Origin of the sequence: Clostridium porci (assembly GCF_009696375.1) — a bacterium.
Taxonomy (GTDB): Bacteria; Bacillota; Clostridia; order Lachnospirales; family Lachnospiraceae; genus Enterocloster; species Enterocloster porci.
Genome location: NZ_VUMD01000013.1, coordinates 40961 through 66625 on the forward strand (window position 1 = coordinate 40961; position 25665 = coordinate 66625).

Consider the following 25665-nt stretch of genomic DNA (forward strand, 5'->3'; position numbering starts at 1 on the left):
TATATGTTTTCCAGAAAACAACTGATAAAGCTGCTGGCGCCTTTGATTGCAGAACAGATTATGACGGTGCTGGTAGGGATGGTGGATGTGATGATGGTGGCGGCGGTAGGGGAAGCTGCCGTGTCGGGCGTGTCCCTGGTAGATTCAATTAGTGTTCTGATCCTACAGATTATGGGAGCCCTGGCAACCGGGGGAGCTGTAATTTCCGCTCAGTATCTGGGCAAATCAGAGCCCAGAAATGCCAGAAAAGCAGCAGGTCAGCTGGTGACGGTAACCTTGCTCCTTTCACTGGTGATAGCCCTGGCCGCCCTTGTAGGAAACCGATGGCTTTTAAGCTTCGTTTTTGGAAGCGTGGAGACAGCTGTAATGGATAACGCGGAAACCTATTTCTGGATTACGGCGCTTTCCTACCCCTTTATTGGCTTGTATAATGCCTGCGCCGCTTTGTTCCGCTCTATGGGCAATTCCAAGGTATCTATGATGACCTCCTTTGTTATGAATGCGGTCAACATTGCGGGAAATGCTATCTGTGTATATGGCCTGAAAATGGGAGTAGCCGGGGTGGCCTGGCCTACCTTTGTCAGCCGCGTGCTGGCAGCCGGCATAATGTTTGTTCTTATCCAGAACCGGCAGAACTCTATCCGCTTAAGCAGCTTTAAGGTTCTGATGCCAGATGGAGCAATGATAAAGAACATTTTGGCCATTGGGATTCCCAATGGCCTGGAAAATGGTATGTTTCAGTTTGGGAAAATTTTTCTCCAAAGTCTGATATCCTCACTGGGCACCGCTGCGATTGCCAGCTATGCAGTGGCCGGAAATCTGGTTACTATCCTGTATCTTCCTGGAACGGCTCTTGGATTGGGGCTTATCACGATTGTGGGCCAATGCGTGGGGGCAGGCAGGATAAAGGAGGCTAAGGATTACGCAAAAGGCCTCACAGCTTTAAATTACGGGATTTTGACTGTTCTCAGCACTGCTATGGCAGCGTTTTCAGCTCAACTGGTAGGCTTCTATCAGCTCTCAGGAGCCGCCGGCCAGCTGGCCAGAGAGCTGATTATAACCCATTGCGCCGCCATGCTCGTGTGGCCTTTGGCTTTTACCGTCCCCCACGCCCTCAGGGCATCCCTGGATGCCAAGTTCACTATGGCTGTGTCTATTTTTTCCATGTGGATCTTTCGTATCGGTTTCGCCTATTTATTTGTGTATGCCTTTAAGCTGGGCGTTCTGGGAGTCTGGTACGGAATGTTTATTGACTGGATATTCAGGGCAGGGGTTTTCCTGTGGAGATTCAGAGGGTTTGAAAAGCGGGCTGCCGCTGTGAACTAGATGGCAGAGGAAGATGATCAGGATGGAATTTTACAGAGCAGGAAAAGAAGATACAGGACAGCTGAGAAGGCTGGCATATGAATCGGAAGCCTATTGGGGCTATGACGCTGCGTTTATGGAGGCTTTTGAGAAACAGTACAATATAACAGAAGATTTTGTGATGACTAACCCTGCGTATGCAGCGGCAGACAGCCAGGGACTGCTTGGCTTCTGGGGGCTTGCTCAAAGAGACAGCAAGTGGTGTCTGGAATATTTTTACGTAAATGCGAACCGGATAAAAACCGGCCTGGGTAAGAGCCTATGGAACCATCTGACCGGCTGGTGCAAAGAGAATCAGATAGGAGAGCTGGAATTTGTTACCAGCCCCCAGGCAGTGGGATTTTATGAGAAGATGGGGGCGGTGGCTGTGGGAGAGAAAAAATCTCCGATTGACGGGCGTCCCATTCCGAATTTAAGATGTTCTATGGCTCCAAAGTATGCCAATATCATCATTGACATCTCCCATGAGAATGTGGACAGAACCTTTCAGTACCGGATTCCAGATGGCTTAAGGGGGAAGCTTCAGGCAGGGCAGCAGGTAATGATTCCCTTTGGCTTTGGCAGCCGTCAGAGAAAAGGCTATGTGGTGGAGCTGACGGATCAGGTGGAATATAATGAATGTAAATTAAAAGAGATAGCCGGAGTTGTGCAGGGAAGCGTTACTGCGCAGTCTCAGCTGATTTCGCTCGCATGGTGGATGAAGGAGCGGTATGGCTCCACTATGAATCAGGCTTTGAAAACAGTACTGCCTGTAAAGCAGAAGATAAAGGAGGCTCCTAAGCGGCAAATCTGCTGCCTCCTGAATCCGGACAAATTACAGCAGGCAGTCAGGGAGGCGGAGAAGAAGCATTACAAAGCAAGGCTGCGGCTGCTTGCCGCTTTGCAGGCTTCTCCCATTATTCCCTATGATGAAGCTATGACCCGATTAAGCCTTACCAGAGCAGCTCTAAGGCCTTTGGAGGAAGCAGGAGCAATTAAAATAAAGGTAGTGGAAAAGTATCGCAATCCCCTTCTGAAAATGCAGAGGCTGTCCAGACAGGATGGCAGCGGTGTATCCGCCTGGGCTCCTGGGCCTGCTTTAAATGAGGCTCAAAGCCATATTGTCCGGTCAATCCTGTCAGACTACGGCCGCAATATATGCAGGACCTATCTGATCCATGGAGTTACAGGAAGCGGTAAAACAGAGGTTTATATGGAGCTGATTTCCTATGTTCTTTCAGTTCGCAGGCAGGTAATCCTTCTGATACCGGAAATATCCCTTACATGGCAGACTGTAATGCGCTTTTATGATCGCTTTGGAGACCGGGTTTCCATTATGAATTCCCGGATGTCCCTAGGAGAGAGATACGATCAGTATGAAAGAGCCAGAACCGGAGATATTGACATTATGATAGGCCCCCGCTCCGCTTTGTTTGCTCCGTTTGCGGATCTGGGGCTGATTATCATAGATGAGGAGCATGAAAATGCTTATAAGAGCGAGCTGTCCCCACGATATGACGCCCGTGAGGTTGCAGCCAGGCGCGCGGCTGTAAGTCATGCCTCCTTGATACTTGGCTCCGCCACCCCCTCCCTGGAATCCTACACAAAGGCTCTTAAGGGAGAGTACGGCCTTTTTACTATGAAAGACCGGGCTAAGGAGGATGCCCGCCTTCCTCAGGTTGAAATTGTTGATTTAAGGGAAGAATTAAAAGCAGGGAACCGTTCCATTTTCAGCCGCCGCCTCCAGGAGCGCATAAGGGAGCGGCTTCAGCGAAAGGAGCAGGTGATGCTCTTTATTAACCGCCGTGGCTTTGCCAATTTTGTATCCTGCCGTTCCTGCGGGGAGGCCTTAAAGTGCCCTCACTGCGATGTGACCCTGACCCTTCACAGGAATGGACGCATGATGTGCCATTACTGCGGCTACACTATAAGGCAGCCAGGCAGCTGCCCCGCCTGCGGTTCTTCCTATATAGCTCCCTTTGGGACGGGAACTCAGAAGATTGAGGCAATGGCGGCAGAGCTGTTCCCAGAAGCCAGACTCCTGCGCATGGATCTGGACACTACTTCAAAAAAGGGCGCCCACCAGGAAATCCTTTCCGCCTTTGCCAGAGGAGAAGCAGATATTCTGATTGGAACTCAGATGATTGTAAAAGGCCATGATTTTCCAAATGTTACGCTGGTAGGGGCGCTGGCTGCGGATTTGTCTCTCTACGCCTCGGATTACCGCAGCGGGGAGCAGACCTTTGAGCTGTTGACCCAGGCGGCGGGAAGGGCTGGAAGGGGGGCGCTGGCAGGAAGCGTCGTGATTCAGACCTATCAGCCGGATCATTACAGCATTGTTACAGCAGCCAGCCAGGACTATGAAGCCTTCTACAGGCAGGAGATGGCTTACCGGAGGCTTTTAGGTTATCCTCCGGCAGCCGCTCTTTTGACGATTCAGATAGCCTGCCCCAGGGAAGCATTTCTGGAGGAAACAGCCCAAAGGCTCCAGAGGCTTATGGCTCAGTGGCAGAAAGAGAGGGAAAGGGAGGGAGCCTTCGATTGCAAAGATCTTCAGCTTATAGGTCCGGTTAATGCCTCCATATACAAAGTTAATGATATTTATAGAAAAATTTTATATATAAAGCATGAAAACTGTGATATACTGATACAGATTAGAAAAGCAGCAGAGGCTTGTCTAAAGGGAGCAGAGGGACGGGAAGGATTGTCTGTACAGTATGATTTAACATGATAAAAGGAGAAAAGAGAAGATGGCGGTTCGGAAGATACGTTTAATGGGTGATGAGGTGTTAAGTAAGAAATGCAAGCCTGTCAGGGAAATGACGCCCCGCACGGCAGAACTGATAAAGGATATGTTTGAAACGATGTATGAGGCCAATGGCTGCGGCCTGGCCGCCTCTCAGGTGGGAGTTTTAAAGCAGATCGTGGTTATTGATGTGGACGACGGCAATCAGTATGTACTGATTAATCCGGAGATTATCGCCAGCGAGGGTTCCCAGACTGGCTATGAGGGGTGCCTCAGCCTGCCGGGTAAGAGCGGTATTGTTACACGCCCTAATTACGTTAAGGTAAGGGCCTTGAACGAAAAAATGGAGCCTTTTGAGTTAGAGGGAGAGGAGCTGTTGGCTAGGGCTATCTGCCATGAATGTGCTCATCTGGAGGGGCAGATGTATGTAGAGCTGGTAGAGGGGGGGCTGGTAGATGCGGGCTCTGAGGAAGAAGATGGAAGAAATCACAGAATAGGAGCGTTGGCATGCGAATAGTTTTCATGGGAACGCCGGACTTTTCTGTTCCGGCATTGGAAGCTCTGGTGAAGGCCGGGCATGAGATAGCGGCGGTTGTAACTCAGCCGGATAAGCCCAAGGGGAGAGGCAAGGAAGTGCAGATGACGCCTGTAAAGCTGCAGGCTCTGGAATACAATATTCCTGTATACCAGCCGGTAAAGGTTCGGGAGGAAGGCTTTGTGCAGCTTTTAAAGGAACTGGCTCCTGAGGTAGTGGTAGTGGTAGCCTTCGGACAGATCCTTCCAAAGGCAGTGCTGGAAATTCCGAAGCTTGGCTGCATTAATATCCATGCGTCTTTGCTTCCAAGGTACCGGGGAGCGGCTCCCATTCAGTGGTGTGTGATTGATGGAGAGAAGGAAACCGGCATCACGACCATGATGATGGACGAGGGACTGGATACAGGGGATATGCTGGAACAGGTGGTTATCCCCATTGAAGAAAAGGAGACAGGAGGCAGTCTGCACCACAAGCTGAGTATAGCAGGAGGGAATTTGATTCTTTCGACGTTGAAAAAGCTGGAGGAAGGAGCCCTGGTTCCTACGCCTCAGAATGAGGAAGGAGCCTGCTATGCGAAAATGCTTACAAAGTCCATGGGGGATATTGACTGGAGCCAAAGCGCAGCGTCCATTGAGCGTCTCATACGGGGCTTAAATCCCTGGCCCAGCGCCTATACCAGGTGGAATGGAAAAACCATCAAGATTTGGGAGGCAGATGTAGTGAAGGATGAGGAAGGAGGAAGCGCCGCGCAGGAGGCCCTAGCCGGTCAGATTGTCTGCTCTGACAGGCAATCTCTGATGGTCAAGACAGGGGAAGGGCTCCTTTCGATTCAGGAGCTTCAGATGGAGGGTAAAAGGCGCATGGATATTGAGGCGTTTCTGAGAGGCTGTCCTGTTTTTCAGGGCGGTATGCTGACCAGAGCGGATCAATAACTTGTAGTTATAAAGAAAGAGAGTGATTGAATGTTCTATCCAATGTTTTATTTTGATCCAACCTATGTGCTGATTCTAATCGGCATCGTTGTTTCCCTTATGGCTTCAGCCAAGCTGAATTCAACCTACCAGCGGTATTCGGCTGTAAGAAGCGTCTGCGGCCTGACAGGAGCGGAGGCGGCCAAGCGCCTTTTAAATACCCAGGGAATTTATGATGTAACCATTCGCAGGGTGGCGGGAAACCTTACGGATCACTATGATCCCAGGACAAAAACGGTGAATTTGTCAGATGCGGTTTATGGCTCTACCTCCCTTGCGGCCATTGGTGTGGCGGCTCATGAGTGCGGCCATGCCATGCAGGATGCAGGAGACTATGCTCCTTTGCGGATGCGCGCGGCTTTGGTGCCTGTAGCAAATATTGGAGCCCAGCTATCCTGGCCTTTAATTATTATCGGCATCCTCTTAGGGGGAAGCCCTCTTATCAGTATCGGAATTATTTTATTCTCTCTAGCTGTGCTGTTTCAGATTGTAACCCTGCCGGTGGAGTACAACGCTTCCCATCGTGCGGTAACGCTTCTGGATTCTACGGGTATCCTGGCAGGCCAGGAAGTAGGGCAGACCCGGAAGGTTCTAAACGCTGCCGCCCTCACCTATGTGGCAGCGGCGGCAGCCTCCATTTTGCAGCTTCTTCGTCTTGTGCTTCTGTTTGGTAATCGAAGAAACGATTAATCCGGGGACGGGAAAACGATGGCAAAGACAAATGACAGAGGATTTGAAAACAGAGAGATTATACTGGATGTGTTGACGGAGGTGCTGGAAAACGGCAGCTTCGTCCATCTGGTTTTAAATCAGGCATTGCAAAAATACCAATATCTGGATAAGCCAAACCGGGCCTTTATCACAAGGGTTACGGAAGGAACTCTGGAATATCTCATACAAATAGACTATATCATAAATTTATATTCCAAAACCAGGATATCTGAAATGAAGCCCCTTATACGGAGTCTTTTGCGGATGAGCGTATATCAGTTGATTTATATGGATCGCGTACCGGATTCCGCGGTCTGCAATGAAGCTGTAAAGCTGGCTGCAAAGCGGCGCTTTCAGGGGCTTAAGGGCTTTGTGAACGGCGTTTTAAGGACTATTTCACGAGAAAAGGCTTCCCTGGTATTTGACACGCCCTCTCTTGCCTATAGTATTCCGCAATGGCTGTATGAAATGTGGGAGAAGCGATACGGCAGCGAGAAAGCGAGAATCATAGCAGCCTCCTTTTTAAAAGACAGTCCCACCTGGGTGCGGTGTAATATGAGCCGGGCAGACAGAGGAGAGATTATAGCTTCTCTGGAACGTCAGGGAGTAAGTGTGGAGGAGTGCCCAGGGCTTCCTATTATGCTGTCAATCAGGGGATACGATTATATAGAAGGGCTGGAGGCTTTTTTAAAGGGATTAATTCAGGTACAGGATGTAACCTCGGCTCTGGTAGGAGAGGCCGTTTCTGTGAAGGAAGGGGACTATATCATCGACGTATGCGCGGCTCCGGGAGGCAAGAGCCTTCATCTGGCGGAGAAGCTGAGGGGAACTGGTATGGTTGAGGCACGAGATTTAACGTATCAGAAGGCTGCACGGATAGAGGAAAACAGACTTCGCTGCGGATATCAAAATATGAAAACTGTGGTTTGGGACGCCCTTTGCCTGGATCAGGACGCTTGTGGAAAGGCGGATGTTGTAATTGCGGATCTGCCCTGCTCTGGTCTTGGAATCATTGGAAAAAAGCCGGATATTAAATATAATATGACCTGGGAGAAACTAAAGGAGCTGGCGGCCTTGCAGCGGGATATGCTTTCCCTGGTCTGGCAGTATGTGAAGCCGGGCGGAATGCTGATATACAGTACGTGCACCATTGATGCTATGGAGAATGAGGAAAACGCATTGTGGCTGAGGGAGCGCTTTCCTCTGGAGCCGGTAGATTTGAGCCAGCGCCTGGGAAGGATTGTGCAGGCGGATTCTTTAAAGGAAGGGTATGTGCAGTTTCTGCCGGGCGTCCATTCCTTTGATGGTTTTTTCATCAGTGCCTTCAGGAGAGTGGGGTAATGGCCGGTTAAGACCTGGAAGGTATCATTAAGAGTGCTGCGGAACATGGTACAGGGCAGCGGGCGAATTGAGAATCAGGAGTTTATATGTTGGATTTAAAGGATTGTCATGGCAGGAAAGATATAAAGTCTATGTCATATGAGGAAGTGACAGAGGAGATGGCAGCCCTGGGAGAGAAATCGTTCAGGGCGAAACAGCTTTATGATTGGATTCATGTAAAGCTGGCGGAGCGCTTTGATGATATGTCCAGCCTGTCAAAGGAGCTGAGACAGAAATTAAAGGAGAACTATAGTCTGACCTGTTTGAAGCTGGCAGAGGAGCGGGTGTCCCGGACAGACGGAACACGGAAATATCTCTTTGGCCTGGAGGATGGGAATATAATAGAAAGTGTGTGGATGCAGTACCATCATGGAAATTCCGTTTGTATTTCCTCTCAGGTAGGCTGCCGTATGGGCTGCCGTTTCTGCGCTTCCACCCTGGACGGACTGGAGAGGAATCTGCGGCCTTCTGAGATGCTGGATCAGATATACCGGATTCAGGCCATGACCGGTGAGCGTATTTCCAATGTGGTGGTTATGGGGGCCGGGGAGCCTATGGATAACTATGATAATGTGGTACGCTTTCTGCGGCTCATCTCCCATAAGGGAGGGCTGAATATCAGCCAGAGAAATCTGACAGTGTCCACCTGCGGCATTGTGCCGGGGATCCGAAGATTTGCGGAGGAAGGGCTTCAGGCAACCCTGGCTCTGTCGCTTCACGCTCCCAATGATGAGGTGAGAAGGACTCTGATGCCGGTAGCCAACAGCTACAGGCTGAAAGAAGTTCTTGAGGCCTGCCGTTATTATTTTGAAAAAACAGGACGGAGATTGACCTTTGAGTACAGCCTGGTTCAGGGAGTCAATGATAATCTGGAGGAGGCAAGGGCTTTGGCAGAGCTTATCAAGGATCAGCACGGTCATGTAAATCTGATACCTGTAAATCCTGTAAAGGAGCGTCCTTACATTCAGTCAAGCCAGAAGACCATCTCCCGTTTCAAAAATCTTCTTGAAAAAAACGGAATAAATGTTACTATTAGAAGGGAAATGGGCCGGGACATAGGCGGAGCCTGCGGCCAGCTTAGAAAGAGCTATATGGAAGGAGAGGGGGAAACATGGAAGCGTATGCATTGACCGATACGGGAAGAGTCAGATCCATGAATCAGGATTATATCTATTCCTCACCGGAGATGGTGGGCTCCCTGCCTAATCTGTTTATGGTGGCAGACGGAATGGGCGGACATAAGGCCGGAGACTTCGCTTCACGCTTTGCGGTGGAGAATTTGGTTATACATATTACCAAAATGCGCCAAAAGCCAGTGATAACCCAGCTTAAGTCAGGAATTCAGGCTGTGAATCAGGCATTATATCAGGAATCTCTGTCCCAGGATGCGTTAAAGGGTATGGGCTGTACGCTGGTGGCAGCCGTTGTGGAGAGCAGAAGCCTTTATGTGGCAAATGTAGGAGACAGCCGCCTCTATCTGATACACGGAGATTCCATCCGTCAGGTGACCCGGGATCATTCCTATGTAGAGGAAATGGTAGCTATGGGTCAGATGGCCAGGAACACCGACGGCTATAACAGCCATAAGCATATTATTACCAGAGCAATGGGCGCTGGTATGAAGGTAGAGCCGGATTTTTTTGAAGTGGAGCTTGAGAAGGGGGATTATATACTTCTTTGCTCCGACGGCCTCAGCAATATGCTGGATAATGAAACGATTCGTCAGGTAATTACTGGCAAGGGAACACTGAAAGAGAAAGCTTCCCGTCTTATCAGGGAAGCCAACTGCCAGGGGGGAATTGACAACATTGCCGTTGTCCTTATCGATCCGCTGGGAAAGGAGGCTGACCTATGCTAAAACCGGGAACGTATCTTCAAGGACGTTATGAAATATTAGAGAAAATCGGCTCCGGCGGTATGTCTGTGGTCTACAAGGCGCAGTGTCATACCCTGAACCGTCCGGTAGCTGTCAAGGTGTTAAAGGAGGAATTTGCCTTTGACGAAAGCTTTGTCAGCAAATTCAAGATGGAGGCCCAGGCAGCCGCCCGCTTGTCTCACCCCAACATTGTAAACGTATACGACGTTGTAGATGAGGATTCGCTGCATTATATCGTTATGGAGCTGATCGAGGGAATTACCCTTAAGAATTATATTGACAAAAAAGGCCGTCTGGAGAGCAAAGAGGCCATTGGAGTTGCCCTTCAGGTGGCAAAGGGGATAGCTGCGGCCCATGAGGAGCATATTATTCACAGGGATATAAAGCCCCAGAATATGATTATATCCAAAGACGGCAAGGTGAAGGTAGCTGACTTTGGAATTGCAAGAGCCGTATCCACTCAGACTATGAACGCCACAGCAGTTGGCTCTGTCCATTATATTTCGCCGGAGCAGGCCAGAGGAGGCTACTGTGATGAGAGAAGCGATATTTATTCCTTTGGCATTACCCTGTATGAGATGGTTACAGGCCAGGTTCCTTTTAAGGGGGATAATACCATTACAGTAGCGCTGGCTCATCTGGAGGAGCCGATTACAAAGCCCAGTGAGCATGCTCCTGAGATTCTGCCTGCATTGGAGCAGATAATTTTAAAATGCACTCAGAAAAGGCCGGATCGCCGTTATGCCAGCATGATGGAGGTCATTGCAGATCTGCAAAAAACCCTTATCAACCCCGCTTATAATATCTACGTCGGGGAAGGTCAGGTGGAAGAGGATGAGCTTTCTAAGACCCGTTCTATCTCCAGAGAGGAATTAACCAATTTTCAGGAGAGCAGAAAAACGCTGCGGGAAGGCCATGGGGAAAAGCAGAAGGAGGATTTCAACAGAACTGTAAAGAGGGCTTTGAAGCAGTCCCGGAGGAAGGGAGCTGCCAGATCCGAAGACAAGGCCGGGGATTCTGACGTAAGCGCTCAGTTTGATCGGATTGTAATGCTCATAGGTATAGTAGCGGCTGTTTTGCTGGTGGCAGTGGCGCTGTTTGTGTTTTCACGGTTGACAGGGCTGTTCAGGCAGGGAAGCGCAGCGGATAAAAAGACCACCGCGGCAGTTAGTACAGAGCTTACGGCTGCCAGCGTGGATCTCTCTCAGCTCTCCGAGAATCAGACCTATATGCCAAATGTTCTGGGGCTTCCCCAGGATATGGCTGAGGCAAAGCTTAAAGAAAGCACGCTGGTGATGCGCGTGGCAGCTACGGATTATTCAGAAAAATATGAGGCCGGACAGGTAATGTCACAGACCATTACAGAGGGAACCGTTGTGAACAAATGGAGCACTGTGAATGTGACAGTAAGCAAGGGCAGCGATAAGGTGGATTTGAGGGCGCTGAATATATTGAGTATGACGGCAGAGAAGGCCCAGGCGATTCTGGAGGAGAAGGGCCTCACTGTAGAGAAAAAGACAGAAAACAGCGACAATGTGGTAAAGGGCAATGTGATCCGCTACAGTCCTGAGATGGTCAAGGTAGGGGAAAGCGTAGAGCTGACTGTAAGCCTGGGAGCCCGCACAGCCTCCGGGATCGTTCCTAACCTTCTAGGCCAGACTCAAACTGCGGCAGATGCGCTTTTGGCGGAAGCCGGGCTTGTAACAGGCACTGTGGTTTTTGAACCCAGCGATACGGTGGCGGAAGGGCTGATTACCAATCAGTCAGAGCTGCCGGGAACCGTTCTTGCACCCGGAGCTGCGGTAAACTATGTGATCAGCGGGAGCGCTGGGGAAACCACAAAAGAGGATGGCAAATATTACATTGGCTCTATTGACGCCACCTGTTCTCTGAACAATTACATTGGCCCGGCAGTCCAGACCAGCAGGGTTCGCGTGCTGATCCGGTTAAAGCAGACAATTAACGGAGCGGATATTTACACTACCCTGGTATCAGCAAGACTGGTAGTCGGCGGTCAAACCATCCCTGTGGTAATTCCGCGCATTAAGGGAGCTTATGGTGTGGACAGCGGCACCGTGGAGGTAGTGGACGCAGATACCTTAACGGTAATCAGCTCCTATCCCGTAACATTTTTTCCAGCAGGATAAGAGGGGTATATGACAGGTAAGATTACGAAAGGCATAGCAGGCTTTTATTATGTAAATGACGGCAAAAACCGGATTTATGAATGTAAAGCCAGGGGGATTTTCCGCAGCCGGAAGATCAAGCCTCTGGTAGGAGACAATGTGGAGTTTTCTGTTCTGGACGAGGAGGCAGGCGAGGGCAATATTGACACCATTCTTCCAAGAACCAATGCCCTTATCCGGCCGGCGGTAGCCAATGTGGATCAGGCCATCATCCTGTTTGCAGTGACCCGCCCGGCTCCAAACCTAAATCTTCTGGATCGCTTCCTGGTCATGATGGAGCGGCAGGATATTCCTGTGATTATCTGCTTTAATAAAGCGGATTTGGGAAACAATGAGCTGATGGAGCGATACCGTTCCATTTATGAGACAGCCGGGTATAGGGTTCAGTTTATTAGTACCTACAGTGATACAGGGCTTTCGGAGCTTAAGGAGATCCTGGCTGGAAAGACCACGGTGCTGGCCGGTCCCTCCGGTGTGGGAAAGTCCTCTTTGACCAACTGCATCCAGCCTCAGGCTGCCATGGAGACGGGCGAGATCAGTCAGAGGATTGGGCGGGGAAAGCATACCACCCGCCATTCAGAGCTGTTTTTGGTAGGAGATGATACCTACATGATGGATACGCCAGGCTTTAGTTCTATGTATATCGAGGATTTGGAGGCGCAGGAGCTAAAGAATTATTTTCCGGAATTTGAGCAGTTGAAGGGAAACTGTAAGTTTTTGGGGTGCGTTCATGTGGGGGAGCGGGCCTGCGGGGTGAAGGAAGCGCTCGCTCAAGGCAGACTGAATCGAAGCCGGTATGACAATTATCTGCTTTTGTATGAAGAACTGAAGAATAAAAGGAGGTACTAAGGATGGATTATATTGTAGCGCCGTCAATATTGTCGGCAGATTTTACAAGGCTTGGGGAGCAGATCCGGGAAGTGGCAGCTGCGGGAGCAAGGTATATTCATATTGATGTGATGGACGGGACGTTCGTACCCAATATTTCCTTTGGGATGCCTGTTATTCAAAGCATACGTCACTGTACCGGCGCGGTGTTTGATGTCCATATGATGGTGCAGGAGCCAGGCCGCCATATTGAGGCTATGAAGAAAGCAGGGGCCGATGTGCTTACTGTTCATGTGGAGGCCTGTACCCATCTGGATCGGGTGGTAAACCAGATTAAGGAGGCAGGCTTAAAAGCAGGCGTGGCTCTCAATCCGGCTACCCCGATTCAGGCGCTGGACTGTATTTTGGATCAGCTGGATATGGTTCTGATTATGACAGTAAATCCAGGCTTTGGAGGCCAGAAGTTTATTCCTTACACTCTGGATAAGGTTCGTGCATTGCGGTCTGTTATGGAGAGCAGAGGGATTCAGGCGGACATTCAGGTGGACGGCGGCGTAAGTGGGGCCAATGTACCAGCGCTTATGGATGCTGGAGCTAATATTTTTGTGGGAGGCTCCTCGATCTACGGACATGAACCAGCAGCCAGAGTCAAAGAATTTATTCAAATTTTTGAGGAATATAGAAAATGAGGCGTTGTCTGATCATTACCGGCGGAAAACTTGATATGTCTTTCGCCGGACTATTTTTAGAGCATGAGAGGTTTGAGCGGGTAATTGCAGTAGACGCAGGCCTGGAGGCAGTAAAGGTGCTGGGGCTGGAGCCGGATATGATCGTAGGAGATTTTGACACGGTGAGGCCGGAGACTCTGGCTTATTACCGCAGGAGGGAGCATATTGTGTGGGACGCCCATCAGCCAGAGAAGAATGAGACGGATACGGAGCTGGCCCTTCTCAAGGCTCAGGCTTCTGGCTGCGGTGAGATCGTGATTCTGGGAGCCACGGGCGGGAGGATGGATCATACGCTTGGAAACCTCCATCTTTTATTTCCCTGCCTTCAGAAGGGTATAGAGGCGTATATTCTGGATTCCAGAAACAAACTATATCTGATCGACGGGGAGCGCAGCTTTCATAAAAGCAAGCTTTGGGGAAACTATATTTCCTTCCTCCCCCTTACTGAGAAGGTAACGGGAATCACACTTACGGGCTTTAAGTACCCTCTTTTTGAAAAGGACATTGAAATTGGAACCAGCCTCTGCATCAGCAATGAGCTGGCAGAGGAGGAGGGAAGGCTAACCCTCAGGGATGGAGTTTTGATTGTTGTGGAGTCCCATGACTAGGGTATATTGAAATAAGACTATTGGCTTTAGACAATGGATAGTTCACAGACGAAGGATTATGAACCATTCTGCCGGCGGTATCCATGAACTTACATGGTTCGGCGCAGACGCGCCGATTCTTGACAATCCGCCGGGATGTTTAAAAAGGAAACTGCTATCTGGGGAAGGCCTTCTCCAAATTGCTTACAGGAGGCATATATGGCTGAATACCGTCAGAAAAAAATTGCGATGATTAACGACCTCTCAGGCTATGGCCGCTGTTCTCTGACAGTGGCGATTCCTATTTTATCTGCTATGAAAATTCAGTGCTGTCCCATACCTACCTCTATTTTATCCAACCACACGGGATTTCCTGTGTATTTTTTTGATGATTACTCGGAGAAAATACCGGCTTATATAAAAAAATGGAAGGAGCTTAAGCTCTCCTTTGACGGGATTGTCAGCGGATTCCTGGGTTCTGAGGCCCAGATAGAGATGGTAAAGGAAATCATACGGGACTTTGGCAGTAAGGATACTGCCATTATCATAGACCCGATTATGGGAGACCACGGAGAAACCTATGCCACGTTCACTTCAGCTCTCTGTACTCGCATGAGGGAACTGGTGGCTATGGGTAACGTAGTGACTCCCAATCTGACAGAGGCCTGCATCCTGACGGACAGGCCCTTTTGCAGCCAGGGATGGACCAGAGAGAAATTAAAGGCTCTGGCAAGGAATATACAGGACATGGGGCCCAGAGCTGTTGTGATTACAGGCGTGAATCAGGGGGGATATGTAGTCAATGTAGTGGCTGATGGAGCAAAGGAGATCACATTTTTAAAGACCATCCGTATCGGTCGTGAACGGCCGGGGACCGGAGATGTATTTTCATCTGTCATAGCCTCCTGCATAGTGGCAGGCTGGGAGCTGAATGAGGCAGTACGCCTGGCAGCCTCCTTTGTCAAGAAATGCATTAGACGTTCTGAGGAACTGGATATTCCGCTTCAGAATGGAGTATGCTTTGAGGAGCTTTTAGGTGTGCTGGTTCATGCGGCAGATAAAAAAAGCTTTAGGACTTAAGGCGGTAAAACGGTTAAAGAGCCACGGGATGAAACGGGGAAAATACGGACAAAACCCGAAAAAAGGGCTTTTATTTCCAAGTAAAATGTTATATACTCTTTAACAGTACAGAAGCGCCTGCCTGTATGCAGCAGGAATACCATAAAGGAAACCCAGGAGGAGTACCATGTTAGATTTAAGGTTTGTAAGAGAGAATCCAGAGCTTGTGAAACAGAACATTAAGAATAAATTTCAGGATACAAAGCTGCCTTTGGTGGATGAAGTGATTGAACTGGATGCGAGGTCACGGGCGACCCAAAAGGAAGCGGACGATCTCCGAGCCAGCCGCAACAAGCTGTCGAAGGAAATCGGCATGCTCATGGGTCAGGGAAAGAAGGAGGAGGCTGAGGCGGTGAAGGCTCAGGTAAGTGCAGGAGCTGCCCGTCTTGCCGCGCTGGAGGAAAGGGAAGCGCAGCTTTCTGAAAAGATTTTAAAGATCATGATGACCATCCCGAATATCATTGATCCAACCGTACCTATCGGTAGGGACGACAGTGAAAATGTGGAGGTACAGCGCTACGGCGATCCGGTTGTGCCTGAGTTTGAAATTCCTTACCACACGGAGATTATGGAGCGGTTTAACGGCATTGACCTGGACGCTGCCAGAAGAGTGGCAGGCAACGGCTTTTATTATCTTATGGGAGACATTGCAAGACTTCACTCTTCCGTCATTTCTTACGCAAGGGATTTTATGATTGACAGAGGCTTTACCTATTGTGTACCCCCCTTTATGATCCGCAGCAACGTAGTAACCGGCGTTATGAGCTTTGCTGAGATGGATGCTATGATGTACAAGATTGAGGGGGAGGATCTGTATCTGATAGGTACAAGCGAGCACTCTATGATTGGAAAATTTATTGACACCATCACTCCAGAGGCACAGCTCCCCCAAACTCTCACCAGCTATTCCCCATGCTTTCGCAAGGAGAAGGGGGCCCACGGAATTGAGGAGAGAGGTGTATACCGTATCCATCAGTTTGAAAAGCAGGAGATGATTGTAGTCTGCAAGCCGGAGGAAAGCCCTATGTGGTACGACAGGCTTTGGCAGAACACGGTGGATCTGTTCCGCACTCTGGATATTCCGGTTCGCACTCTGGAGTGCTGCTCCGGCGATCTGGCTGATCTGAAGGTGAAATCTGTGGACGTGGAGGCCTGGTCTCCAAGACAGCAGAAGTATTTTGAGGTGGGAAGCTGCTCCAATTTGGGAGATGCCCAGGCCCGCCGTCTGCGCATCCGAGTGCAGGGTGAGGAGGGAAGTAAATATCTGGCCCACACCCTGAATAACACCGTAGCTGCACCGCCCCGTATGCTCATCGCCTTTTTGGAAAATAATCTCCAGGCAGATGGAAGCGTAAGGATTCCTGCGGCTCTTCGGCCTTATATGGGCGGGAAGGAAGTCATGGTTCCTGTGAAATAAGCATTTGGATAAGATTTGTAAAGGACTTGCTTGTCACTTGCGATGCAGGCCCGCTACTAGAAAGAACATGCAGAGGAGGGAATTATGATTACATTTAATCATTTTAATTTTAATGTCTTAAATTTGGAAAGGAGTCTGGCTTTCTACAAGGAAGCTTTAGGGCTGGAGCCGGTGAGGGAGAAGGAGGCTTCGGACGGTTCCTTTAAGCTGGTGTATCTGGGAGACGGAGCAACCGGCTTTACGTTGGAGCTTACCTGGCTGAGAGACAGAACCGAGCCATACAATCTGGGAGAGTGTGAGTATCATCTGGCCTTTCACGCCGGCGATTATGACGCAGCCCACAAACGCCATGAAGAAATGGGCTGTATATGCTATGAAAATCCAGGTATGGGTATTTACTTCATCAAAGATCCCGACGGCTACTGGCTGGAGATAATCCCAGCCAGAAAATAAGGTTCAGACAATAAGGCAATAGGAGGGCGAGAATGCAAAATCTGACATTGGTTTTAGTAGGCTTTTTTTCAATTTTGGTTTTTATAAGTTTAATCTTACTGGTTATTTATATTCTTGCGTACTGGTTTATCTTCTCCAAAGCAGGGGAGCCGGGATGGAAGGCTTTGATTCCCTTTTACTCCACATACACAGTATTTAAGCTGACCTGGAATACGAAGATGTTTGCTCTTTATATGGGGCTTTTTGTTATAACGAATATTTTGGTATGGATAGGGGGAGCTGCTGTTGTTGTCAGCTATTTGTTTTCTTTGGGAACCATGGTTGTATCTATTCTAAGCTGCGTAAGTTTGGGACTGTCATTTGGCAAAGGCCCTGGATTTATTATAGGCCTGGTGTTCCTGAATCCCATTTTCCTGCTGATTCTGGCCTTTGACCGTTCACGTTATCTTGGGCCGGAGGGCAAGGGGACTGCTGTTGGTGGCGGCATTGATTCCATGGAATAAAGAATAAGCCTGCGAGCATGTGTTCCGCAAGGGAAAGCTCTCAGGCTTTTTTCATTCAGTATTATATATATTCGCTGTACCGTTCCTCACAATATTGACACCGGTAGGTCTCCGTCTTTTCGTCTGCCAGATAAAAGATATGGGGCAGCTCCTGCTCGATGGAGGTAATGCAGCGGGGATTTTTGCACTGAATCACATTCGTTAGCTTCTTGGGAAGCCTCAGCCGCTTTTTCTCCGCAATATTGCTGCCACGTATAATATTTACTGTGATATTGTGGTCTATGTATCCCAGCATTTCCAAATCTACAATATCCAGTCCGCCTTCAATTTTAATAATATCCTTGCGTCCCATTTTGCTGCTTCGTGCGTTTTTAATAATCGCTACCTGACAGTCCAGTTTATCCAGACCTAAATGGTAGTAGATATCCAGGCTTTTGCCTGCCTCGATATGATCAAGGACGATGCCCTCCTGCAATCCGCTGATGTTTAACATGGCCTCTCCACCTCCAGTAATGTCATGATTAAGGCCATACGAACATAAACTCCGTACTGGGCCTGTTTAAAGTAAGCTGCTCTTGGATCTTCATCCACCTCAACGGAAATCTCATTGACTCTCGGAAGGGGATGAAGAACAAACATATCCGGCCTGGCCAGCTTCATTTTTTTCTTGTCCAGAATATAGCAGTTTTTTAGGCGGATGTAATCTTCCTCGTTGAAAAAGCGTTCCTTTTGAACACGGGTCATGTACAGGATGTCCAGCTGACCGATCGCTTCATCCAAGTTTCCAACCTCTTCAAAGTTAATGGAATTTGCCTTTAATACATCTTCACGAATGTTATCAGGAATCCGAAGCTCCGGAGGGGATATAAGGATAAATTTTATATTGGGGTAGCGTACCATGGCGTTGATAAGAGAATGTACGGTGCGTCCGAATTTCAAGTCGCCGCAGAGTCCCACGGTCAGGCTGTTAAGACGTCCCTTTAAGGAACGGATAGTCATAAGATCCGTTAAGGTCTGAGTAGGATGCTGATGTCCTCCATCGCCTGCGTTGATAATTGGAATTTCAGCCTTTTGAGCGGCGACAAATGCAGCTCCTTCTTTAGGATGGCGCATAGCGCAGATATCGGAATAGCAGGAGATCATGCGGATGGTGTCCGCAACACTTTCGCCCTTTGCGGCGGAGCTTGCATTGGCAGATGAAAAGCCTAATACACTGCCGCCCAGGTTCAGCATGGCAGCTTCAAAGCTCAAACGAGTTCTGGTGCTTGGTTCATAAAACAGAGTAGCCAGTTTCTTGCCGTCGCATACGTGAGCATATTTTGGGATATGCCCCTCGATATCTCTGGCAAGGGCCAGAAGGTCATCAATTTCCTCCACAGAGAAGTCTAAGGGATTCAGTAAATGTCTCATGGGATACTCCTTTGCCTTTATGTTTGTTATTTTGGGAAATAATTCACACCCTACCAGTGCGATAGCCGGACCCGCCAGATATGGCACTGATTTGTGCCTCGTCATATTTTTACACAGAAAGCTTTATAAGTCAAGCTGTTTTTTGACTTTTGGTAAATTCCTACTGTGTAATAAATTATTAAGGAACATTAAAGAAAAAAGGGTGAACAAAAAAGCCATGGTATGGTATACTAAATCAGTACAAGTATACATCTTATATCATTCACGAAAAGGAGTACGCTTTGGAGACGGAAAATTTACAGAAAAGTCAGGGTGCAGAAGGGGCTTCGATTGCTCAGGAAAAGACACCTGAGACACCTGAGAATAGGCCCGTGGCTATCAGAGTGAAGAATCTGTATAAGATATACAGGGTAGGAGAAAGCAAGGTTCGTGCTCTTAATGGCGTGGATTTTGAATTATATAAAGGCGAGTTTGTGGCTATCGTAGGTACATCTGGATCTGGAAAGTCCACCTTGCTGAACATGCTGGCCGGTCTGGAAAAGCCTACAAAGGGCGAGATTGAGATAGGAAAGGTACATATAGAGAAGCTGACAGAGCGTCAGCTGGTCACTTTTCGCCGTGAGAAGGTGGGCTTCATCTTTCAGGCATATAATCTCTTAAATACAATGAACGCAGTTGAAAATGTGGCCCTGCCGCTGGCTTTCAGGGGAATTTCCAAAAGGGAGCGTTTAAAGAGGGCCAAACGTTTTATGAAGCTGGTGGGCGTAGGAGATCAGGCCAATCATATGCCAAACCAGATGTCTGGCGGACAGCAGCAGAGAGTGGGCATCGCCAGGGCGCTGGTGGTGAATCCTCAGATTATATTTGCGGATGAGCCTACGGGAAACCTGGATTCAAAAACAACCATGGAGGTGCTGCGCCTGATGCAAAAGATTGTAAGGGAGCAGAACCAGACCCTGGTCATGGTTACTCATGATAACAATCTGGCCTCCTATGCGGATCGGAGAATCCGCATTGTGGATGGAAAGATAGTGGGAATTGAGGTTGGAGCTAGGCCGGACGGAGAGCTGACTGATCGGTCGGAAGCCTGTCATCAGGAAGGGAACCAGGGAGGGGAGCAGGACGCTGCCAGGCTGCCGGAGCAGTCAGACAAGGAGGATATCACTGTTAAGGAGACCAGAGGAGCACAATGAAAATGAACATTCAAGCATTCACAAAACTGCATAAGAAGCTGGCAGCAGCTGGAGCGGCACTTCTGCTGTCTGTTACAGCTCTGTCCGCCACTGTATTGGCTTCAGATTTCAACATAGGCTACAGTACCAACGCCAGCAATAATGACTATGTATTTACTACTAAGGCTCCCAGGGGCAGGATTGGCAGTTCCATGTCCATTTCCTTCCGTATCCGCGCCACTGGAGAGGATATGAAGAATTTAAAGGTCAGCCTTATGGAAACCTCGGATTTCCAGATGATAGAGCAGCGCGGCAATGGGGATTATACAGTGGATTACTATCCCTTTGAGATTACGGAAACCACCTTTAAGGGCAAATCCATAGGCGATATTAAAGCGGGAAATACCAAGAGCGTTTCCTTATCTGCCAATGTCCGCAGGGATGCCAAACAGGGATATTACAGTATACCTCTCTATCTGGAGTGGGATGGAGGAAGTGATACCGACTACATTAATATCTGGATTTCCACTGATACTTCCTCAAGCACAGAGGATGAGGAGGACAAAAAGGAGGGAAATTATTTCGTCATTGGAGAGAACCAGTCTACTCCAAGAGGTGTGTATCCGAACGTGCTGAATTATACGGTGAATTTCCGCAACCGCCGTTCTACCACAGCCCAGGATGTAACGATTCATATGGAGCTGTCAGAGGATAATGCAAAGTTTCCCTTTGAAATTAATGACGGGAACTATGACAGAACCTTTGCGCGGGTGCAGCCTGACGAGACCGTATCTGCTTCCTACAGCATGGCTATACGAAAGGACTCCTATACCGGTTATTATCCTATTAAGTATACTATCACCTTCCGGTTAAGCTCAGAGGGAGATCTGCACACAGAGGAGGGAACCTTTTTCGTACATATCGTATCCAAAGATAAGGAAGACGATCTAAGAGATTTTGATGCCAACGACAGAACCAAGGCCAGGCTCATTGTGGACAGCTACCATACCATTCCAGAGACAATCTATGCAGGAGATGAGTTTGAGCTGGTGCTGAATATGAAGAACGCCTCTACCTCCGTGCCAGCAAGCAATATTTTGTTTAATCTGGAATCAGAAAAGGTTTCGGACAGCGCTGTCTTTACCACAGAGACAGGCTCCTCATCTCTGGTGGTCAATTCCCTGGCTGCAGGGCAGAGTACCGAGGTCAGGGCCAGATTTGTGGCCAGGGCAGGTGTGGATCAGCGCTCCTACGCTATTACCATCAAGGAGAAATATGACAGCCCTGAGTTTAAGAACGCGGAGGAGAGCATCGTGGTGGACATTCCAGTAAAGCAGTACGCAAGGCTCAGTACCAGTACCATTGATGTGATGCCTGACAGCATGGCGGTGGGCTCCGAATCCAACGTTATGTTTGGAATCAATAATACGGGAAAGGTGATTCTATACAATGTAACTGTAACCTTTGAAGGCGATTCCATAAAAACCACAGATGCATATGTGGGCAATATCAAGCCGGGAGAAACGGGCAATGTGGATACGATGCTTACCGGAATCAGCCCTACCACGAACGACGGAACCATAAAGATACGTATTCAATATGAAGATGAAAACGGAGTAGCTGCAGAGCCAGTGGAAAAAGAACTGACGCTGACGGTTACAGAGGACATGGGCGAGGAATTAGATATGGGTCTGGATCTTGGTCTGGAGGCAGGCGCGGCGGATATGGAAGGCGAGCTCTCCTACTGGGATAAATACAAAGCGCTGATTGCAGCAGGGGCTGTAGCTGTGGTTGCGGCAGGCGTCATAATCGCCCTGCGCGTCAGGAAAAAGCGCAAAGCAGCCAAGGAAGAGGATGTAGATGATGAGATTTCCTGATCTTCTGATCATGAGCATTAACAACTTACGGCGCAGGAAGCTCAGGACTGTACTTACGGTATTGGGCGTTATCATAGGAACGGCTTCCATTGTGGTTATGGTTTCTTTAGGAATCGGCCTGGATCAGATGTTTATGGAACAGCTTTCCTCTTGGGGCAGCCTGACTACCATTGAGGTAAGTCCCAGCGGAGGAAGCGGGGCTGTCTTTGCTGGAAGCAATTCCGGCTCTAAAGCTCCGGAGCCTGTATACATTACAGACGAGATGATTGAAAAGTTTGAGCGGCTTGATTATGTAACGGGAGTCTCTCCCATCCTGGAGATCAACGTCATGATACGTCAGGGTGTTTACGAGGCACAGTATATAAATATACGTGGGGTAGGACAGAACTATCTAAAGCAGCTGTCCCTGGGTGAAGGGCGCATCCCTGAGCCTGGAGAGTTGGGCCTTGTGTTCGGAAATACGGTGCTGCAGGATTTCCATAATTCCAAAACAGGTCGTGGATACTGGGATACTGGAGAGCTTCCGCAGGTGGATCTCCTTGGAAAACCCCTTTTTGTTATTTTTGATATGGAGGCCTACTATCAAAGCAAGAACAACGGCAGCGCAGGCGGAGAAACGGGGGAAGGGCAGACCGCTGTGAAGCCTCCAAAGAAATATATGCTTAACGGACTGGGAGTTCTGGAAGGAGGGCCTGAGGATTGGGGACCTAATTCCTATAGTGTTTTAACGGATGTGGATGGGCTAAAGGCCCAGCTAAGAAGGGTCTTTAAAAAAGGGACGGTGATTCCGGGACAGCCTACGAACAAAAAGGGAAAGCCTTTGAATTACATCACCTATAACCGTGCTCAGATTTATGTGGACGAGATTGACAATGTTAAAGCAGTTCAGAACATGGTGGCTGATATGGGCTTTCAGGTCAGCAGTCAGATGGAATGGATGGAGAGTACCAAGCAGCAGTCAAGTATGATACAGGCTGTTCTGGGAGGAATCGGAGCTGTGTCCTTGCTTGTGGCGGCTATCGGCATTGCCAATACTATGATGATGTCCATTTATGAACGCACCAAGGAAATAGGAGTTATGAAGGTTCTGGGCTGTGACATGGGGAATATACGAAATATGTTCCTGATCGAGTCAGGTGTTATCGGCTTTATGGGCGGCGTCATAGGAATCGGCTTCAGCTATGCCATTTCTTGTGTGATTAACCGGTTTGTAAATATGGAGGCCATGAACGGACTGACCGGAGAGCTGTCCAGGATTCCTCCCTGGCTGTCTCTGGCAGCGGTAGCTTTTGCCATTTTTGTAGGTATGGCCGCAGGTTTTATGCCTGCTATGAGGGCAATGAAGCTGAGTCCTCTGGCAGCTATACGGAATGAATAATAAATTAATAAGCAAATCTTCTAAGAATGTGTTGCAATATTAGCAAAAAAGATATATAGTAATGGTAAGGCGTGTGACTGGCGGATCAGTGGGAAAACCACAGGGAGCACGCATAGGACAAAAAAGAGAGCCGGCCGCCTGGGCATGTGTTGATTCTCCCATAGGCAATTAGCCAAAGTCAAAGGTTTCTGACTTTGGCAGCTGTCTGAGGGAGCATTGGCATTGTGTACCTGGCAGCGGGCTTTTTTGCAAATATTAAAACCCTTTCACATACGAAAACGGAGGAGATGCTATGAAACAGATTTCATTGGAACAGGAACTGAAACAGAATGCTTATCCAGGACGGGGGATTGTCATCGGACGATCAGAGGATGGAACCAGGGCGGTGGCTGCATATTTTATTATGGGGAGAAGCGGCAACAGCCGCAATCGGATATTTGTAGAGGATGGTGAGGGAATCCGCACCCAGGCATTTGATCCTGCGAGGCTGGAAGATCCAAGCCTGATTATTTATAAGCCTGTGCGTGTTCTGGGAAATAAGACGATTATAACCAATGGAGACCAGACAGATACCATTTATGATGGGATGGATCACCAGATGACCTTTGAGCAGTCCCTTCGTTCCAGAACCTTTGAGCCGGATGCACCTAATTACACGCCCCGCATCTCTGGTATTATGCACATTGAAAAGGGCGGCTACAGCTATGCCATGTCCATTATAAAGAGCAATAACGGAAATACTGATTCCTGTCTGCGTTTTACCTATGCTTATGAAAATCCTGCATCAGGGGAAGGTCATTTTATTCATACCTATCTGCATGACGGAAATCCCCTGCCAAGCTTTGAGGGGGAGCCTAAGGCGATAGATATTACCGGTACAATTAATGAATTTACCAATATGGTTTGGGAGAGTCTGAATGAGGAAAATAAGGTAGCTCTGTTTGTACGTTTTATCGACATAGCTTCTGGCGCCGTTGAGACAAGAATCAGAAACAAAAATCAATAAAGGGAGAGAGGTATTGCTATGAGGGAACTGGAACTAAAGTATGGGTGCAATCCAAATCAAAAGCCATCCAGAATTTTCATGGAGGGGGGGAAGGAGCTTCCATTAACCGTTCTTTGCGGACGTCCCGGCTATATTAATTTTATGGATGCTCTTAACGGATGGCAGCTTGTAAAGGAGTTGAAGCAGGCTGCCGGACTTACGGCCGCTGCCTCCTTTAAGCATGTTTCTCCGGCTGGAGCAGCCCTTGGACTGCCTCTGGACGAAACCCTCAAGAAAATCTACTGGGTGGAGGATATGGGAGAGCTTTCTCCCCTAGCCTGTGCTTATGCAAGGGCAAGGGGAGCAGACCGGATGTCTTCCTTTGGCGATTTTATCGCCCTTTCCGATGAATGTGATGTGGCTACCGCTAACCTGATCAAGAGGGAGGTCTCCGACGGCGTTATTGCACCGGGATACGAAGCCGAAGCTTTGGCGATTCTTAAGTCCAAGAAAAACGGAAATTATAGCGTTATTCAGATTGATCCGGATTATGAGCCTGCTGCTATTGAGCGAAAGCAGATTTTTGGCATTACATTTGAACAGGGACATAATAATCTGGAGATTAACAGGGAGCTTCTTAGGCATATTGTTACGGAAAACCGAAAGCTGCCGGATAGCGCAGAGCTTGATCTGATTCTTTCACTTATTACTTTAAAATACACCCAGTCCAACTCCGTTTGCTATGCAAAAGGCGGACAAGCCATTGGCATCGGCGCAGGACAGCAGTCCAGGGTACATTGTACCCGGCTGGCAGGAAGTAAAGCGGATAACTGGTATCTGCGCCAGTCCCCCCAGGTGCTTAGCCTTCCCTTTGCGGACGGGATCAAGCGGGCTGATAGGGATAATGCCATTGATGTTTATATTGGGGATGATTATATGGACGTGCTGTCTGAGGGCCGGTGGGAAAAGATATTTAAGGTAAAGCCGCCTGTTTTTACCAAGGAGGAGAAGAGGGCGTGGCTGGATACGATGACGGATGTGGCCCTGGGGTCCGACGCTTTCTTCCCATTCGGGGATAATATCGATCGGGCACACAAAAGCGGTGTTAGGTATGTGGCACAGCCGGGAGGCTCGCTGCGGGATGACCAGGTAATCGAAGCCTGCAATCAGTACGGCATGGTGATGGCGTTTACGGGTGTCAGATTATTTCACCATTAATCCGTAAGAAGAAGGGAGCAGAGCGGGCTGCGCCTTAGCCGGGCAGCTTCAAAATTGAATATCACCTGTCAGAGACAGATCAAGCAGTAAGTCTGAAAGGATTTGCTGCTTGTTTGTTTTATTTGGAAATCCCCATAGCTGTACATGCAACCTATCAATCCGTTAAAAGAGGGGCTTATTGAGACAAATGTTAAAAAATTTGTCGAATTATGTAATGAAAATTTAAAATTTGTCGATATAT

At 48.6% G+C, this 25665-nt stretch carries 23 protein-coding genes and 1 riboswitch; of the genes, 21 read left to right on the forward strand and 2 right to left on the reverse strand.

The features are described 5' to 3' along the window. Window positions 1-3 precede the first annotated feature (3 nt). From FYJ39_RS14210 to FYJ39_RS14285, 16 genes are all read left to right on the forward strand, one after another. Window positions 4-1326, forward strand: a complete 1323-nt coding sequence (locus FYJ39_RS14210; RefSeq protein WP_154473123.1) for an MATE family efflux transporter — start codon at window positions 4-6, stop codon at window positions 1324-1326. A gap of 22 nt (window positions 1327-1348) precedes the next feature. Further along, window positions 1349-4075, forward strand: coding sequence for a replication restart helicase PriA (gene priA / locus FYJ39_RS14215; protein WP_195840444.1), 2727 nt, complete (start codon window positions 1349-1351; stop codon window positions 4073-4075). Window positions 4076-4094: 19 nt separating this feature from the next. Further along, entirely contained in the window at window positions 4095-4607 is a 513-nt protein-coding gene (def, locus tag FYJ39_RS14220; RefSeq protein ID WP_154473125.1) for a peptide deformylase, read from the forward strand. Then, a complete protein-coding gene (gene fmt, locus FYJ39_RS14225; protein ID WP_154473126.1) occupies window positions 4598-5557 on the forward strand; it encodes a methionyl-tRNA formyltransferase in 960 nt (319 codons plus the stop codon). The genes def and fmt overlap by 10 nt, the downstream gene beginning before the upstream one ends. 30 nt (window positions 5558-5587) lie before the next feature. Continuing rightward, window positions 5588-6286 carry a zinc metallopeptidase gene (locus FYJ39_RS14230; RefSeq protein ID WP_154473127.1) on the forward strand — a complete coding sequence of 233 codons (699 nt, stop codon included), beginning with the start codon at window positions 5588-5590 and terminating at the stop codon, window positions 6284-6286. Window positions 6287-6304: 18 nt separating this feature from the next. Beyond that, a complete protein-coding gene (rsmB, locus tag FYJ39_RS14235) occupies window positions 6305-7648 on the forward strand; it encodes a 16S rRNA (cytosine(967)-C(5))-methyltransferase RsmB (RefSeq protein WP_154473128.1) in 1344 nt (447 codons plus the stop codon). 86 nt (window positions 7649-7734) lie between these two features. Further along, complete coding sequence (rlmN, locus tag FYJ39_RS14240; protein ID WP_154473129.1) at window positions 7735-8817, forward strand: 23S rRNA (adenine(2503)-C(2))-methyltransferase RlmN; 1083 nt, start codon at window positions 7735-7737, stop codon at window positions 8815-8817. Continuing rightward, window positions 8799-9545 carry a Stp1/IreP family PP2C-type Ser/Thr phosphatase gene (locus tag FYJ39_RS14245; protein WP_154473130.1) on the forward strand — a complete coding sequence of 249 codons (747 nt, stop codon included), beginning with the start codon at window positions 8799-8801 and terminating at the stop codon, window positions 9543-9545. The genes rlmN and FYJ39_RS14245 overlap by 19 nt, the downstream gene beginning before the upstream one ends. Beyond that, window positions 9539-11710, forward strand: coding sequence for a Stk1 family PASTA domain-containing Ser/Thr kinase (gene pknB / locus FYJ39_RS14250; protein WP_154473131.1), 2172 nt, complete (start codon window positions 9539-9541; stop codon window positions 11708-11710). The genes FYJ39_RS14245 and pknB overlap by 7 nt, the downstream gene beginning before the upstream one ends. A 9-nt stretch (window positions 11711-11719) precedes the next feature. Continuing rightward, on the forward strand, window positions 11720-12598 hold the full coding sequence (rsgA, locus tag FYJ39_RS14255) for a ribosome small subunit-dependent GTPase A (protein WP_154473132.1): 879 nt from the start codon (window positions 11720-11722) through the stop codon (window positions 12596-12598). Between the two features lie 2 nt (window positions 12599-12600). Continuing rightward, window positions 12601-13266, forward strand: coding sequence for a ribulose-phosphate 3-epimerase (gene rpe / locus FYJ39_RS14260; protein ID WP_154473133.1), 666 nt, complete (start codon window positions 12601-12603; stop codon window positions 13264-13266). Further along, a complete protein-coding gene (locus tag FYJ39_RS14265; protein WP_154473134.1) occupies window positions 13263-13913 on the forward strand; it encodes a thiamine diphosphokinase in 651 nt (216 codons plus the stop codon). Before rpe ends, FYJ39_RS14265 begins: the two co-directional genes overlap by 4 nt. Window positions 13914-14111: 198 nt before the next feature. Beyond that, window positions 14112-14972, forward strand: a complete 861-nt coding sequence (locus FYJ39_RS14270; protein ID WP_154473135.1) for a pyridoxamine kinase — start codon at window positions 14112-14114, stop codon at window positions 14970-14972. A 166-nt stretch (window positions 14973-15138) separates the two neighbouring features. Continuing rightward, window positions 15139-16428 carry a serine--tRNA ligase gene (gene serS, locus FYJ39_RS14275; RefSeq protein ID WP_154473136.1) on the forward strand — a complete coding sequence of 430 codons (1290 nt, stop codon included), beginning with the start codon at window positions 15139-15141 and terminating at the stop codon, window positions 16426-16428. Window positions 16429-16512: 84 nt separating this feature from the next. Then, on the forward strand, window positions 16513-16881 hold the full coding sequence (locus FYJ39_RS14280; RefSeq protein WP_154473137.1) for a VOC family protein: 369 nt from the start codon (window positions 16513-16515) through the stop codon (window positions 16879-16881). 32 nt (window positions 16882-16913) lie between these two features. Continuing rightward, on the forward strand, window positions 16914-17384 hold the full coding sequence (locus FYJ39_RS14285) for a DUF5684 domain-containing protein (protein WP_154473138.1): 471 nt from the start codon (window positions 16914-16916) through the stop codon (window positions 17382-17384). A 61-nt stretch (window positions 17385-17445) separates the two neighbouring features. On the opposite strand, the gene FYJ39_RS14290 is transcribed toward FYJ39_RS14285, so the two are convergent. Continuing rightward, entirely contained in the window at window positions 17446-17877 is a 432-nt protein-coding gene (locus tag FYJ39_RS14290) for an aspartate carbamoyltransferase regulatory subunit (protein WP_154473139.1), read from the reverse strand. Continuing rightward, the gene (pyrB, locus tag FYJ39_RS14295; protein ID WP_154473140.1) at window positions 17871-18794 is read right to left on the reverse strand and encodes an aspartate carbamoyltransferase; all 924 of its coding nucleotides are present in this window, start codon (window positions 18792-18794) and stop codon (window positions 17871-17873) included. Before pyrB ends, FYJ39_RS14290 begins: the two co-directional genes overlap by 7 nt. Window positions 18795-19123: 329 nt before the next feature. On the opposite strand from pyrB, the gene FYJ39_RS14300 reads away from it, so the two are divergent. The 5 genes from FYJ39_RS14300 (at window position 19124) to FYJ39_RS14320 (ending at window position 25424) form a co-directional block, all read left to right on the forward strand. Further along, the gene (locus FYJ39_RS14300; RefSeq protein WP_178257982.1) at window positions 19124-19987 is read left to right on the forward strand and encodes an ABC transporter ATP-binding protein; all 864 of its coding nucleotides are present in this window, start codon (window positions 19124-19126) and stop codon (window positions 19985-19987) included. A gap of 2 nt (window positions 19988-19989) precedes the next feature. After that, window positions 19990-21843 (forward strand): COG1361 S-layer family protein, encoded by a 1854-nt coding sequence (locus tag FYJ39_RS14305; protein ID WP_154473142.1) that lies wholly within the window; start codon window positions 19990-19992, stop codon window positions 21841-21843. Beyond that, the gene (locus FYJ39_RS14310) at window positions 21827-23221 is read left to right on the forward strand and encodes an ABC transporter permease (RefSeq protein ID WP_353954578.1); all 1395 of its coding nucleotides are present in this window, start codon (window positions 21827-21829) and stop codon (window positions 23219-23221) included. The genes FYJ39_RS14305 and FYJ39_RS14310 overlap by 17 nt, the downstream gene beginning before the upstream one ends. 63 nt (window positions 23222-23284) lie before the next feature. Next, a riboswitch (ZMP/ZTP riboswitch) is annotated at window positions 23285-23372 on the forward strand. Window positions 23373-23513: 141 nt separating this feature from the next. Beyond that, window positions 23514-24227 (forward strand): IMP cyclohydrolase, encoded by a 714-nt coding sequence (locus FYJ39_RS14315; RefSeq protein ID WP_154473143.1) that lies wholly within the window; start codon window positions 23514-23516, stop codon window positions 24225-24227. Window positions 24228-24245: 18 nt separating this feature from the next. Then, window positions 24246-25424, forward strand: coding sequence for a phosphoribosylaminoimidazolecarboxamide formyltransferase (locus tag FYJ39_RS14320; RefSeq protein WP_154473144.1), 1179 nt, complete (start codon window positions 24246-24248; stop codon window positions 25422-25424). Window positions 25425-25665 lie beyond the last annotated feature (241 nt).